Origin of the sequence: Kitasatospora sp. NPDC058478 (genome assembly GCF_042720345.1) — a bacterium.
GTDB lineage: Bacteria > Actinomycetota > Actinomycetes > Streptomycetales > Streptomycetaceae > Kitasatospora.
Genome location: NZ_JBHXML010000058.1, coordinates 23,008 through 37,182 on the forward strand (window position 1 = coordinate 23,008; position 14,175 = coordinate 37,182).

Consider the following 14,175-nt stretch of genomic DNA (forward strand, 5'->3'; position numbering starts at 1 on the left):
ATCCCCATCGGCGCAAGGCCGGCGGACCCCCGTCGACCGGCCGCCCCGACCGATCCCGCGTGAAGGACGAATGTGTCGACAGTGAGTGAACCCGTCAGCCTCTCATCCCCCAGGGGGGTGGACGCGGGCCTGACCCCCAAGCAGCTTGCGGACAAGTACGGCCTGGCCGTGAGCGGCAGGCGGCCCGGCCTGATTGCCTACACCAAGCAGCTCTGGGCCCGGCGCCACTTCATCTGGGCCTTCGCCACCGCCCGCCTGGTGGCCCAGTACACCGACGCCAAGCTCGGCCAGCTGTGGCAGGTCGTGACGCCGCTGCTGAACTGCGCGGTGTTCTACCTGGTCTTCGGTGTGATCCTGAAGAGCAAGGACAACTTCCCGCCGGACACCTACATCGCCTGGCTCTGCATCGGTGTCTTCGTCTTCCAGTTCACCCAGAACGCGGTGCAGTCCGGCACCCGGGCGATCGCCGACAACCTCGGGCTGATCCGCGCGCTGCACTTCCCCCGGGCCTCGCTGCCGATCGCGTTCACCGTGATCCAGCTCCAGCAGCTGCTGATCTCGATGGTGGTGCTGGTCGGCACCGTGCTGGTCAGCGGCATCAAGCCGGGCCGGACCTGGCTGCTGATCATCCCGGCCCTGGTGCTGCAGATGATGTTCAACACGGGCATCGCCCTGGTCATGGCGCGGCTCGGCTCCAAGACCAGCGACATCTCCCAGCTGATCCCCTTCGTGATGCGGGCCTGGATGTTCCTGTCCGGCGTGATGTTCAGCATCCAGGACAAGATCCAGGAGTGGCCCAAGTACATCCAGACGCTGATGGCCCTCAACCCGGCCTCGGTCTACATGGACCTGCTGCGGCACGCCTTCGCGCCGATCATCTACAACAAGCACCAGCCCTCGTACCAGGAACTCCCGCTCCACCAGTGGACCTACGCCATCGGGTGGGCGGTCGTGATGTTCGTGATCGGATACGTCTTCTTCTGGAAGGCCGAGGAGGAGTACGGCCGTGGCTGACGTCGAACTGAGCAAGCTGGACACCGTCAGGGACGCGGATGTCGCCCGCGAGCCCACCGTCGTCGTCGACGACGTGCACATCGTCTACCGGGTGCACGGCGCAGGCTCCGGCAAGGGCAGCGCCACCTCGGCGATGAGCCGCATCATCAGCCGCAAGCGCTCCGCGGGCGTGCGCGAGGTGCACGCCGTGCGCGGCGTCAGCTTCACCGCCTACAAGGGCGAGGCGATCGGCCTGATCGGCTCCAACGGCTCCGGCAAGTCGACCATGCTGGCCGCCATCGCGGGCCTGCTGCCGACCGAGAAGGGCGGCATCTACACCAACGGCCAGCCCTCGCTGCTGGGCGTGAACGCGGCGCTGATGAACGAGCTCACCGGTGAGCGCAACGTCATCCTCGGCTGCCTGGCGATGGGCATGGCGCCGGCCGACGTGCGCAGCCGCTACGAGGACATCGTCGAGTTCTCCGGCATCAACGAGAAGGGCGACTTCATCTCGCTGCCGATGCGCACGTACTCCTCCGGCATGGGCGCCCGCCTGCGCTTCGCCATCGCCGCCGCGAAGACCCATGACGTGCTGCTGATCGACGAGGCGCTGGCCACCGGCGACCAGGCGTTCCAGCAGCGCAGCAAGAAGCGGATCGACGAACTGCGCAAGTCCGCCGGTACGGTCTTCCTGGTCAGCCACGACAACAGCTCGATCCGCGAGGTTTGCGAGCGGACGATCTGGATCGAGGCCGGCGAGCTGATCATGGACGGTCCGACCGAAGAGGTCGTCGGCCGCTACGAGCGCGGCGAGCGCCCGTAATAACAAGCCGTCCAGGGGGCCGGTTCCGGGGATTTCCGGGGCCGGCCCCCTGTTCGTGCGCCCCCGCCGGTGCCCCGGGTGGCCCGCCGCCGCGGGGGTGAGCGCCCCCGTGCGCCGGGCGGGGCGCTCTTCTCCGGCGCGCCCCGTGGTGTCAGGCTGTATGCGCGGGGGCGGTGTGCCGGAGGTGGCGCCCCCGCTCGGACGCGTGTCCGAGTCGGGCCGGTGATGCCCAGCGGTGTAGAACGGGGGAGTGACAGCAGTGTCGGCTTCGGCCCAGCCCAGAGATACGTCGGTGAACCGCTCCGCGGGGGAGACCCTGGACAAGGCGGGCGCGGAGAACTTCCCGGTCGCCCCGTTCTTCCTGCCCGCGGCCTGGCGCGACGACCTGATGGCCGTCTACGGCTACGCCCGGCTGGTCGACGACGCCGGCGACGGCGACCTGGCCGATCCGGCCGCCACCGCCGCCCTGCTCGGGGTCGAGGCCACGCCCCCCACCACCCCTTCGGCCCAGTCCGGCCCGCCGAGTCCGCAGGAGGTCGCCTTCCGCCTCGCACTGCTGGACGGACTGGAGCGCGATCTCGACCGGGTCTTCGAAGCGGCGCTCCACCCGGGAGCCTCCGAGGGCCCCCGCCACCCGCTGCTGCGCAGCCTCGTCCCGCTGGTCGACCGGCACGGGTTCACCCCGGAGCCGTTCCGCCGCCTGATCGAGGCCAACCGGGTGGACCAGACCACCACCCGCTACGCCGGCTACGACGACCTGATCGGCTACTGCACCCTCTCCGCCGACCCGGTCGGCCGCCTGGTGCTGGCCATCGCCGGCGTCGCCACCCCCGAGCGGATCGAGCTGTCCGACGCGATCTGCAGCGCCCTCCAGGTGGTCGAACACCTTCAGGACGTCGCCGAGGACCTCGCCCACGGGCGGATCTACCTCCCCGCCGAGGACCTCGCCCGGTTCGGCGTCACCGAGGCGGACCTCGCCGCCCCCACCGCCAGCGGCCCGGTGCGCGAGCTGATCGCCTTCGAGGTGCAGCGGGCCCGCACCCTGCTCGACCGCGGCGCGCCATTGGTAGGTACGGTTCGGGGGAGGCTTCGACTGCTCCTGGCGGGATTCACCGCCAGCGGGTACGCGGCCCTGGCGGCCATCGAGGACGCCGGGTACGACGTGCTCGCGCAGCAGGCGAAGCCGGACAAGCGCCGCCTCGCAGCGAAGGCGGCGGCAATCTTCGCGAAGGGAAGGTGAACGCCCGAGTGGCGGCATCACCACTGGCGTCGGCCCAGGTCATGGCGGCGTACCGGTACTGCGAGGCAGTCACCGGACTTCAGGCACGCAACTTCAGCTACGGCATCCGGTTGCTGCCCGAACCCAAGCGGCTGGCCATGTCGGCCCTCTACGCCCTGGCCCGCCGGGTCGACGACATCGGCGACGGGGACCTTCCGTCCGACCGCAAGGCCGAGGCGCTGGTGCGCACCCGGGAACTGGTGGACGAGGTCCGCGCCGGGGTGGTCGCCGAGGACGACACCGACCCGATCAAGGTCGCCCTGGCCGACGCGGCCCGGCGCTTCCCGATCCCGCTCGGCGGCTTCGACGAACTGATCGACGGCGTCGAGATGGACCTCAAGGGCGCCGAGTACCAGACCTACGAGGAACTGAAGGTCTACTGCCGCTGCGTGGCCGGCTCGGTCGGCCGGCTCTCGCTCGGCGTGTACGGCTGCGACGACCCCGAGCGCGGCGCGGGCTACGCGGACACCCTGGGCCTGGCCCTGCAGCTCACCAACATCCTGCGCGACCTGCGCGAGGACGCCCTGAACGGCCGCACCTACCTGCCCGCCGAGGACCTGGCCCGGTTCGGCTGCGAGCAGGGCTTCGCGCTGCCCAGGCCGCCGGTCGGCGCCGACTTCACCGGCCTGGTGGCCTTCGAGGCCGCCCGCGCCCAGGCCGCCTTCGAGGAGGGCCTGCGGCTGCTGCCGATGCTCGACCGCCGCAGCCGGGCCTGCACCGCCGCGATGGCGGGGATCTACCACCGGCTGCTCGGCCGGATCGCCGCCGACCCCGAGTCCGTCCTGCGCGGCCGGGTCTCGCTGCCGGGCTGGGAGAAGGCGTACGTCGCGCTTTCCGGGCTCGCCGGGGGGCGTTCTTGATTCTCACCGCAGTTCTGTCACGCTGTGTCAGCGGGGAATCACAAGCGGGCAGAGCAGTGTTGACCAGGACCGGGCCGGTCACGAGCGTGCCGGCCGGAGCGACCGCCGCAGGGCGGTCCAGCAATCGCGAGGGGGAGGGCCGATGACCGGGCGAGCCGATGCCGCGCGCCCGGCCGCCGTGGTGGTCGGCGGCGGCCTGGCCGGGATCACCGCCGCGCTGCGGCTGGCCGAGGCCGACCACCGGGTCACGCTGGTCGAGGGGCGGCCCAGGCTCGGCGGGCTGGCGTTCTCCTTCCAGCGCGGCGAGCTGACCGTCGACAACGGCCAGCACGTCTACCTGCGCTGCTGCACCGCCTACCGCGGCCTGCTGGAGCGGCTCGGCGCCGCCCGGCTGGTCCACGTACAGGACCGGCTGGACGTCCCGGTGCTCTCCGTCGCCGGGCCGGACGCGGCCCCGGTGCGCACCCTCGGGCGGCTGCGCCGGGCCGGCCTGCCCGTCCCGCTGCACCTGGCCGGCAGCCTCGCCCGCTACCCGCACCTCGGGCCGGCCGACCGCGCCCGGGTGGTCCGCGGCGCGCTGGCGCTCCAGGGCCTGGACCTCGCCGACCCGGCACTGGACGAGATCTCCTTCGGCGAGTGGCTGCGCCGCAACGGGCAGAACGCGAACACCCTCGCCGCCCTCTGGGACCTGGTCGGCGTCGCCACCCTGAACGCCCGGGCCGACCAGGTGTCGCTGGCGCTGGCGGCGATGGTCTTCAAGACCGGCCTGCTCTCCGACCCGGGCGCCTCCGACATCGGCATGGCCGCCGTCCCGCTCGGCGTGATCCACCACGACCGGGCGCTCGCCGAGCTGGAACGCGCCGGCGTGAAGGTACTGCTGCGCGCCCGCGTGACGGAGCTCAAGCCGGCGGTGCCCCAGCACGCCGTCCATCTGGAAGGCGGCGCGGAGCCGCTCTCTGCCGAGACCGTCGTGCTGGCCGGCGCCCAGGACAGCGCGGCCGCCCTGCTGCCCCCGAACGCCCTCCCCGGCCAGGACCGGCTGGCCGACTTCGGCACCGCGCCGATCCTCAACGTGCACGTGGTCTACGACCGCAAGGTGCTGCGCCGGCCGTTCTTCGCCGCCCTCGGCTCCCCGGTGCAGTGGGTCTTCGACCGCACCGCGCACTCCGGCCTGGCCGGCACCGGGCTCGGCCGGGCCCACCCCGGCGCCCAGTACCTGGCGCTCTCGCAGTCCGCCGTCCAGGACGAGATCGACCTGCCGGTCGCCGAGCTGCGCCGCCGGTACCTGCCGGAGCTGGCCCGGCTGCTCCCGGCCGCCGCCGGGGCCGAGGTGCTGGACTTCTTCGTCACCCGCGAGCGCACCGCCACCTTCGACCCGGCGCCCGGCAGCGCGCTGCTGCGCCCGTCGGCCCGCACGGACGTCCCCGGCCTGCTGCTGGCCGGCGCGTGGACGGCCACCGGCTGGCCCGCGACCATGGAAGGGGCCGTGCGCAGCGGCCACGCCGCGGCTGACGCGGCGCTCGCCGCGGCCGGCAGCCGGCTCCCGGTGGACCGGGGCGACGGGAGGTGGCCCCGGTGACGGCGGGCGCCGCCGGGGACCCCGCCAGAGCCGGCGGGCCTCCCGTCGACCGCACCGGCGGGAACGACACCGGCCGCACCGGCGGCACTGACAGCGGTGACACCGGCACCAGCCGCACCGACCCGAGCCGCATCGACACCGGCCGCACCGACACCGGCCACATCGACACCAGCCGCACCGACAGCGCAAGCACCCGGCCGCCCCGGGCGGTCCGGCACCACGAGGGAGAGGGAACGCACGTGGAGTCACGCACCGGCATCGCCGTCGGAGGCACGGCGCACGCCGAACCGGTCTCGGTGCCGGAGCTGCTGGCCCGCAGCCGCACGCTCTGCACCCCGCCGCTACGGTCCGCCGTCGCCCGTTTGGCCGCACCGATGGACACCGTCGCCGCGTACCACTTCGGCTGGATCGACCGGGACGGCACCCCGGCCAAGGGCGACGGCGGCAAGGCCGTGCGCCCCGCCCTGGCCCTGCTCTCCGCCCGGGCCACCGGCGCCGCCGCCGAGGTCGGCGTGCCGGGCGGGGTCGCGGTTGAACTGGTGCACAACTTCTCCCTGCTCCATGATGATCTGATGGACGGTGACGAGACCCGGCGGCACCGGGCCACCGCCTGGACGGTCTTCGGTCCGGCCCAGGCGATCCTGGCCGGCGACGCCCTGGCGACGCTCGGCACGGAGGTGCTGCTCGACGCCGCGGTGACCGGCGGTACGAGCCCCACCGACGCCGCGCGTGCCGTCCGGCTGCTCACCACGGCGACCCGCCGACTGATCGACGGCCAGGCCATGGACGTCGCCTTCGAACAGCGCGACAGCGTCACCGTCGCCGAGTGCCTGGAGATGGAGGGCGGCAAGACCGCGGCGCTGCTGGCGGCCGCCTCGGCGATCGGCGCCGTCCTGGCCGGGGCCGACGACAAGGTCTCCGAACCGCTCCAGCGTTACGGCCACCACCTGGGCCTGGCCTTCCAGGCGGTGGACGACCTGCTCGGCATCTGGGGCGCCACCGAGGTCACCGGCAAGCCGCACTGGGGCGATCTGCGCCAGCGCAAGAAGTCCCTGCCGGTCGCCGCCGCGCTGGCCGAGGGCGGCGCGGCCTCGCGCCGGCTCGCCGAGCAGCTGGCCGACCCGAAGGGCCGCGGCGAGGAGGGCGAGCCCGAGCTCGCCGCCCGGGCCGCGCTGATCGAGGAGGCCGGCGGCCGCGCCTGGACCCAGGAGGAAGCCCGCCGCCAGCACACGACTGCCCTCGCCGCCCTGGACGAGGTGCCCATGTCCGACGAGGTGCGCGAGCACTTCGTCGCACTCGCCGAATTCGTGGTGGTACGAGAGAGGTGACGTTACGTTGACAGCAACCGCGGACGGCCGGCTCGACCCTGAGTACGATTCCGAGCCGGTCGCGGTGGGCGACCGCCCCCCGACCCTCCTGGGCGCCGGGCGGTGGCAGCCCGAAGACACCGACCAGCTCCGGCCGGCCGGTGAGGCGGACCTCGGAGCGGCCGACGCGCGGGAGGCACTGGCCCGCGCCACCACCCACCTGCTCTCGCTGCAGAGCTCCGAGGGCTGGTGGAAGGGCGACCTGGAGACCAACGTCACCATGGACGCCGAGGACTTACTGCTGCGGCAGTTCCTCGGGATCCGGACCGAGGACCAGACCAAGGCCACCGCCGAATGGATCCGGTCCCAGCAGCGGGAGGACGGCACCTGGGCCACCTTCCACGGCGGGCCGGCCGAACTGTCCACCACCGTCGAGGCGTACGTCGCCCTCAAACTCGCCGGCGACGACCCCGAGGCCCCGCACATGGTGGCCGCCGCGCGGTACGTCCGCTCCGCCGGGGGCATCGCGGCCGCCCGGGTCTTCACCCGGATCTGGCTCGCGCTCTTCGGCTGGTGGCCCTGGGAACGGCTCCCCGAGATGCCGCCCGAGATCATCTTCCTGCCCAAGTGGCTGCCGCTGAACATCTACGCCTTCGGCTGCTGGGCCCGCCAGACCATCGTCCCGCTGACCGTCGTCTCGGCCCACCGCCCCGTCCGTCCGGCGCCCTTCCCGCTCACCGAGCTGCACACCGACCCGGACCACCCCTACCCCGACCGGCCGCTCGCCCCCGCCACCAGCTGGGACGGCCTCTTCGAGCGCCTCGACAAGGTCCTGCACGCCTACCACCACCGCGCCCTGCGCCCGCTGCGCCGGCTCGCCGTCTCGCAGGCCTGCCGCTGGATCGTCGAACGGCAGGAGGCCGACGGCTGCTGGGGTGGCATCCAGCCGCCCGCCGTGTACTCGCTGATCGCCCTGCACCTGGAGGGCTACGAGCTGGAGCACCCGGTGATGCAGGCCGGACTCTCCTCCTTCGACCGCTTCACCGTGCACACCGAGGACGGCCGGCGCTGGCTGGAGGCCTGCCAGTCCCCGGTCTGGGACACCTGCCTGGCCACCATCGCGCTGGTCGACGCCGGGCTGCCGGCCGACCACCCGGCGCTGGTCTCGGCCGTCGACTGGATGCTCGGCGAGGAGATCCGCAAGGACGGCGACTGGTCCGTCCAGCGGCCCACGCTGGCCCCCGGCGGCTGGGCCTTCGAGTTCGAGAACGACACCTACCCCGACATCGACGACACCGCCGAGGTGGTGCTCGCGCTGGGCCGGGTCGACCACCCCGACCCGGCCAAGGTCGATGCGGCGATGGACCGCGGCGTGCTCTGGAACCTCGGCATGCAGTCCAAGAACGGCGCCTGGGGCGCCTTCGACGTCGACAACACCAGCACGCTGCCCAACAAGCTGCCGTTCTGCGACTTCGGCGAGGTGGTCGACCCGCCGTCCGCCGACGTCACCGCCCACGTGGTGGAGATGCTCGCCGAGACCGGCCGGGCCCGCGACCGGCGCACCCGGCGCGGCGTCGAGTGGCTGCTGCACAACCAGGAGGCGGACGGCTCCTGGTTCGGCCGCTGGGGCACCAACTACATCTACGGCACCGGCTCGGTGCTGCCCGCCCTGGTCGCGGCCGGCGTCCCGGACGAGCACCCGGCGATCCGGCGCGCCGTCCGCTGGCTGGAGGACCGGCAGAACACCGACGGCGGCTGGGGCGAGGACATGCGCTCCTACGAGGACCCGGCCCGCTGGGCCGGGCGCGGCGACTCCACCGCCTCGCAGACCGCATGGGCGCTGATGGCGCTGCTCGCGGCCGGCGAGGGCCCGGACGGCCGGGCCAACCCGGCGGTGGAACACGGCGTGGACTGGCTGGTGCGCACCCAGCTGCCCGAGGGCACCTGGGACGAGCCGCAGTTCACCGGCACCGGCTTCCCGTGGGACTTCTCCATCAACTACCACCTGTACCGGCTGGTCTTCCCGGTCACCGCGCTCGGCCGCTACCTGCACGGCAGCCCCGCCCTCGGCCGCCGCAACGGCGACACCCCGGCGATCGGGGCGGCGCGGTGACCACCGCCCCGCTGCTGGTGCTCTGCGCGCTGGGCCCCGAGGTCTGGGCGCTGCGCGGTGGCGACTGGCGCGGCGCGGCCGGCGGGCCGCCGGTGCTGGTGCGCACCGGCATGGGCCGGCGGCGGGCCGCGCTGACCGTCCGTCGGTTGCTCGGCTCCGCCCCCGGCGGCTACGGCGCGGTCGTGGTGGCCGGCTTCGGCGCCGCGGTCGGCCCGGGCGTGCTGCCGGGCGACATCGTGGTCGCCGACGGCGTGCGCGACGCGGAGGGGCACCTGTACCCCGTCGACTCCGGGCCGGAGCTCGCCAGGGCCCTCAAGGAACTCGGCCTGACCGCGCACGCCGGGGTGCACCACACCGCCGACCACGTCGTCCGCGGCCTCGAACGGCGCGCCCTGCACCTCCAGGGCGCGCTCGCCGTCGACATGGAGGCCGCCGCCGTGCTGGCCGCGCTGCGGGAACGGCGGCCGACGCTGCCCGCCGCCGTCCTGCGGGTGGTCGTGGACACCCCCGAGCGCGAACTGCTGCGGCCCGGCACCCTCCCGGCCGGGGTGCGTGCCTGGCGGACCCTGCGGGCGGCGGTACCCGCCCTGGTCGACTGGTACCGGCAGGAGTCCCGGCCCGGCCCCGCGGACCTGAACCACCCCACATCCTCGACGCTCCCCCAGGAGGCGAGCTAGCCATGGCCATGCCGTTGCGCCAGACCGTGCGGGTCGGCACCTACCTCATGCAGCAGAAGCTGCTCAAACGCCGGGACAAGTTCCCACTGATCGTCGAACTGGAGCCGCTGTTCGCCTGCAACCTCGCCTGTGAGGGCTGTGGCAAGATCCAGCACCCGGCGGGTGTGCTGAAGCAGCGCATGCCGGTGGCCCAGGCGGTCGGCGCGGTCCTGGAGTCGGGTGCCCCGATGGTCTCGATCGCCGGCGGCGAGCCGCTGATGCACCCGCAGATCGACGAGATCGTCCGCCAGCTCGTCGAGCGCCGCAAGTACGTCTTCCTCTGCACCAACGCGCTGCTGATGCGCAAGAAGATGGACAAGTTCAAGCCCTCGCCGTACTTCACCTTCGCCGTGCACATCGACGGCATGCGCGAGCGGCACGACGAGTCGGTGGCCAAGGAGGGCACCTTCGACGAGGCGGTGGCGGCGATCAAGGAGGCCAAGCGGCGCGGCTTCCGGGTCACCACCAACAGCACCTTCTTCAACACCGACACCCCGCAGACCATCATCGAGGTGCTGGACTTCCTCAACGACGAGCTCAAGGTCGACGAGATGATGATCTCCCCGGCCTACGCCTACGAGAAGGCCCCCGACCAGGAGCACTTCCTCGGCGTCGACCAGACCCGGGAGCTCTTCCGCAAGGCCTTCGCCGGCGGCAACCGGAGCCGCTGGCGGCTCAACCACAGCCCGCTCTTCCTGGACTTCCTGGAGGGCAAGGCCGACTTCGAGTGCACCCCCTGGGGCATCCCCAACTACTCGCTGTTCGGCTGGCAGCGGCCCTGCTACCTGATGGCCGACGGCTACGTGCCCACCTACCGCGAACTCGTCGAGAAGACCGACTGGAGCAAGTACGGCCGCGGCAAGGACCCGCGCTGCGCCAACTGCATGGCGCACTGCGGCTACGAGCCGACCGCCGTACTCGCCACCATGGGCTCGCTCAAGGAGTCGCTGCGCGCCATCACCGAGACCATCGGCGCCAACCGCGGCCACTGAGCCGGTCGTTCGACCGCGCCACCGCTCCCGAGGACACCCCGTCCGGCCCGGGCCCCGCGCCCGGGCCGGCCCCGCCCCCGCCGGGCGGCGGTACCGCCGCGCCACTCCGAGTCGTGAGGTGTACCCATGTCACTGCTCTCCAGCGTCACGTCACCGGCCGAACTGCGAAAGCTTCCGGCGGCCGAACTCCCGCTGCTCGCCGACGAGATCCGCGCGTTCCTGATCGACGCCGTCACCCGCGCCGGCGGCCACCTCGGGCCCAACCTCGGCGTGGTCGAGCTGACCATCGCCCTGCACCGGGTCTTCGACTCCCCGTACGACCGGATCGTCTTCGACACCGGCCACCAGAGCTACGTCCACAAACTGCTCACCGGCCGCCAGGACTTCTCCCGGCTGCGGATGAAGGGCGGGCTCTCCGGCTACCCCTCGCGCGGCGAGTCCGAACACGACCTGGTCGAGAACTCGCACGCCTCCACCGCCCTGTCCTACGCCGACGGCCTCGCCAAGGCCGCCCGACTGCTCGGCCAGCACGACCGGCACACCGTCGCGGTGATCGGCGACGGCGCGCTCACCGGCGGGCTCGCCTGGGAGGCGCTCAACAACATCGCCGAGGCCCGCGACCGGCCGCTGGTCATCGTCGTCAACGACAACGAGCGCTCCTACGCCAAGACCATCGGCGGCCTCGCCAACCACCTGGCCACCCTGCGCACCACCCAGGGGTACGAACGCTTCCTCGCCCTCGGCAAGGGCGCGCTGCAGCGCACCCCGCTCGTCGGCCAGCCGATCTTCGACGCGCTGCACGGAGCCAAGAAGGGCTTCAAGGACGCCTTCGCGCCCCAGGGCATGTTCGAGGACCTCGGGCTGAAGTACCTCGGGCCGATCGACGGCCACGACCTCGGCGCCGTCGAACAGGCGCTGCGCCAGGCGCGCAACTTCGGCGGCCCTGTCATCGTGCACTGCCTCACCGTCAAGGGGCGCGGCTACCGGCCCGCCGAACAGGACGAGGCCGACCGCTTCCACGCCGTCAACCCGATCGACCCGTACACCTGCCTGCCGATCTCGCCCAGCGGCGGAGTCTCCTGGACCTCGGTGTTCGGCGACGAACTGGTCGCGCTCGGCGCCGAGCGGCCCGACCTGGTGGCGATCACCGCGGCGATGCTCCAACCGGTCGGCCTGGCCCGCTTCGCCAAGGCCTTCCCGGAGCGCACCTTCGACGTCGGCATCGCCGAGCAGCACGCCGTCACCTCCGCCGCCGGCCTCGCCACCGGCGGCCTGCACCCGGTCGTCGCCGTCTACGCGACCTTCCTGAACCGGGCCTTCGACCAGGTCCTGATGGACGTCGCCCTGCACCGGCTCGGCGTCACCTTCGTCCTCGACCGCTCCGGGGTCACCGGCAGCGACGGCGCCTCGCACAACGGCATGTGGGACATGTCGATCCTCCAGGTCGTCCCGGGCCTCAGGCTCGCCGCCCCGCGCGACGCCGACCAGCTGCGGGCCCAGCTGCGCGAGGCCGTCGACGTCGAGGACGCCCCCACCGTGGTCCGCTTCCCCAAGGCCACCATCGGGCCCGCTGTGCCGGCCGTCGAGCGGATCGGCGGGATGGACGTCCTGCTGCGCACCGGCCGGCCGTCGGAGATCCTCCTGGTCGCGGTCGGCACCACCGCCGCCGCCTGCCTGGACGCCGCCCGGCTGCTGCTCGCCGAGGGCTTCACCGCGACCGTCGTCGACCCCCGCTGGGTCAAACCGGTCGACCCGGCCCTGCCGGAACTGGCCGCCGCCCACCGGCTGGTCGTCACCGTCGAGGACAACGGCCGCACCGGTGGCGTCGGCGCCGCCGTCGCCCAGACGCTGCGCGACGCCGACGTGGACGTGCCGGTGCGGGTGCTCGGCCTGCCGCAGGAGTTCCTCGGCCACGCCGCGCGCGGGGAGATCCTGGAGGAGACCGGTCTGACCGGCACCGGAGTCGCCGCCCAGACCGCCGTCTTCGCCAAGAACCTGCTACCGAACCGAGGAGCGAACCAGCGCCATGCCGGCTGACCCCGACCGCACCGCCGCCAGCTTCGACCTCGCCGCGCTGATCGCCGAACGCGGCGCCGAGCGGTACGAGCTGCACGGCCGCCACCTCAACCCGCAGCTGCCGCGCATGCTGCACACCATCGGCTTCGACAAGTACTACGAGCGCGCCAAGGGCCCGTACTTCTACGACGCCGAGGGCAACGAGTACCTCGACATGCTGGCCGGCTTCGGCATCTTCGCGCTGGGCCGCCACCACCCGGTCGTGCGGTCGGCGATCCAGCAGGTGATGGACCTCGACCTGCCGGACCTGGTCCGCTTCGACTGCTCGCCGCTGCCCGGGCTGCTCGCCGAGCGACTGCTCTCGTACGCGCCCGGGCTGGACCGGGTGTTCTTCGGCAACAGCGGCACCGAGGCGGTGGAGACCGCGCTCAAGTTCGCCCGGTACGCCACCGGCCGCAGGCGCGTCCTGTATGCCGACCACGCCTTCCACGGGCTGACCACCGGCTCGCTCTCCGTCAACGGGGAGAGCGGTTTCCGCAAGGGCTTCGATCCGCTGCTGCCGGACACCGCCATCCCGCTCGGCGACCTCGGCGCGCTGGCCAGGGAGCTGAAGCGCGGCGACGTCGCCGCCCTGATCGTCGAGCCGATCCAGGGCAAGGGCGTCCTGGCGCCGCCGCCCGGCTGGCTGCGTGCCGCGCAGGCCCTGCTGCACGAGCACAGGGCGCTGCTGATCTGCGACGAGGTGCAGACCGGGATCGGCCGTACCGGCGAGTTCTTCGCCTACCAGCACGAGGAGGGCGTGCTGCCCGACCTGGTCTGCGCGGCCAAGGCGCTCTCCGGCGGCTACGTGCCGGTCGGGGCGACGCTCGGCAAGAGCTGGATCTTCGAGAAGGTGTACTCCTCGATGGACCGGGTGCTGGTGCACTCGGCCAGCTTCGGTGCCAACGCCCAGGCGATGGCGGCCGGACTGGCGACCCTGGAGGTGATGCGCGAGGAGAAGGTGGTGGAGAACGCGCGTCAGGTCGGCGATCAGTTGCGCGAGCGGCTGGCCGCACTGGTCGACCGGTACGAGCTGCTCGCCGAGGTGCGCGGCCGGGGTCTGATGATCGGCATCGAGTTCGGCCGGCCCAAGTCGCTCAAGCTGCGCACCGGATGGACGGCCCTGCAAGCGGCGCGCAAGGGGCTGTTCGCCCAGATGGTGGTCGTCCCGCTGCTCCAGCGGCACCGGATCCTGACCCAGGTGTCCGGTGACCACCTGGAGGTGATCAAGCTGATCCCGCCGCTGATCATCACGGAGCGCGACGTCGACCGGTTCGTGGACGCCTTCACCGACATCATGGATGACGCGCACCGGGGGAGCGGGCTGATGTGGGACTTCGGGCGGACGCTGGTGAAGCAGGCGGTCGGCAGTCGCTGAGCTGGTTCTGGGCGGGTGCTCGGCGGCGGTGCGGGAGTGTTGCGGGAGTGGGAAGTCGGCCGGGCCGACTTCCCACTCCG

At 72.8% G+C, this 14,175-nt stretch carries 11 protein-coding genes; all 11 read left to right on the top strand.

Going from position 1 to position 14,175, the window contains the following annotated elements; all coding sequences use genetic code 11:
- The first annotated feature begins 72 nt into the window (after positions 1–72).
- Positions 73–1,014 (top strand): ABC transporter permease, encoded by a 942-nt coding sequence (locus ACFWPT_RS28560; RefSeq protein ID WP_380373811.1) that lies wholly within the window; start codon positions 73–75, stop codon positions 1,012–1,014.
- Positions 1,007–1,816, top strand: a complete 810-nt coding sequence (locus tag ACFWPT_RS28565; RefSeq protein ID WP_063350095.1) for an ABC transporter ATP-binding protein — start codon at positions 1,007–1,009, stop codon at positions 1,814–1,816. The genes ACFWPT_RS28560 and ACFWPT_RS28565 overlap by 8 nt, the downstream gene beginning before the upstream one ends.
- Positions 1,817–2,075: 259 nt before the next feature.
- Positions 2,076–3,056, top strand: a complete 981-nt coding sequence (gene hpnC / locus ACFWPT_RS28570; protein WP_380485297.1) for a squalene synthase HpnC — start codon at positions 2,076–2,078, stop codon at positions 3,054–3,056.
- A gap of 41 nt (positions 3,057–3,097) precedes the next feature.
- A complete protein-coding gene (gene hpnD, locus ACFWPT_RS28575; RefSeq protein ID WP_063350097.1) occupies positions 3,098–3,955 on the top strand; it encodes a presqualene diphosphate synthase HpnD in 858 nt (285 codons plus the stop codon).
- Between the two features lie 142 nt (positions 3,956–4,097).
- Positions 4,098–5,534 carry a hydroxysqualene dehydroxylase HpnE gene (hpnE, locus tag ACFWPT_RS28580; RefSeq protein WP_380373808.1) on the top strand — a complete coding sequence of 479 codons (1,437 nt, stop codon included), beginning with the start codon at positions 4,098–4,100 and terminating at the stop codon, positions 5,532–5,534.
- A 239-nt stretch (positions 5,535–5,773) separates the two neighbouring features.
- Positions 5,774–6,862 (top strand): polyprenyl synthetase family protein, encoded by a 1,089-nt coding sequence (locus ACFWPT_RS28585; protein ID WP_079136360.1) that lies wholly within the window; start codon positions 5,774–5,776, stop codon positions 6,860–6,862.
- 7 nt (positions 6,863–6,869) lie between these two features.
- Entirely contained in the window at positions 6,870–8,954 is a 2,085-nt protein-coding gene (gene shc, locus ACFWPT_RS28590; protein ID WP_244293508.1) for a squalene--hopene cyclase, read from the top strand.
- Entirely contained in the window at positions 8,951–9,631 is a 681-nt protein-coding gene (locus ACFWPT_RS28595; RefSeq protein WP_063350099.1) for a hypothetical protein, read from the top strand. Before shc ends, ACFWPT_RS28595 begins: the two co-directional genes overlap by 4 nt.
- 2 nt (positions 9,632–9,633) lie before the next feature.
- Positions 9,634–10,662 carry an adenosyl-hopene transferase HpnH gene (hpnH, locus tag ACFWPT_RS28600; protein ID WP_063350100.1) on the top strand — a complete coding sequence of 343 codons (1,029 nt, stop codon included), beginning with the start codon at positions 9,634–9,636 and terminating at the stop codon, positions 10,660–10,662.
- A gap of 126 nt (positions 10,663–10,788) precedes the next feature.
- Positions 10,789–12,699, top strand: a complete 1,911-nt coding sequence (dxs, locus tag ACFWPT_RS28605; protein WP_380485275.1) for a 1-deoxy-D-xylulose-5-phosphate synthase — start codon at positions 10,789–10,791, stop codon at positions 12,697–12,699.
- Positions 12,689–14,095, top strand: a complete 1,407-nt coding sequence (locus ACFWPT_RS28610; protein ID WP_380373800.1) for an aspartate aminotransferase family protein — start codon at positions 12,689–12,691, stop codon at positions 14,093–14,095. Before dxs ends, ACFWPT_RS28610 begins: the two co-directional genes overlap by 11 nt.
- The last annotated feature ends 80 nt before the right edge of the window (positions 14,096–14,175 follow it).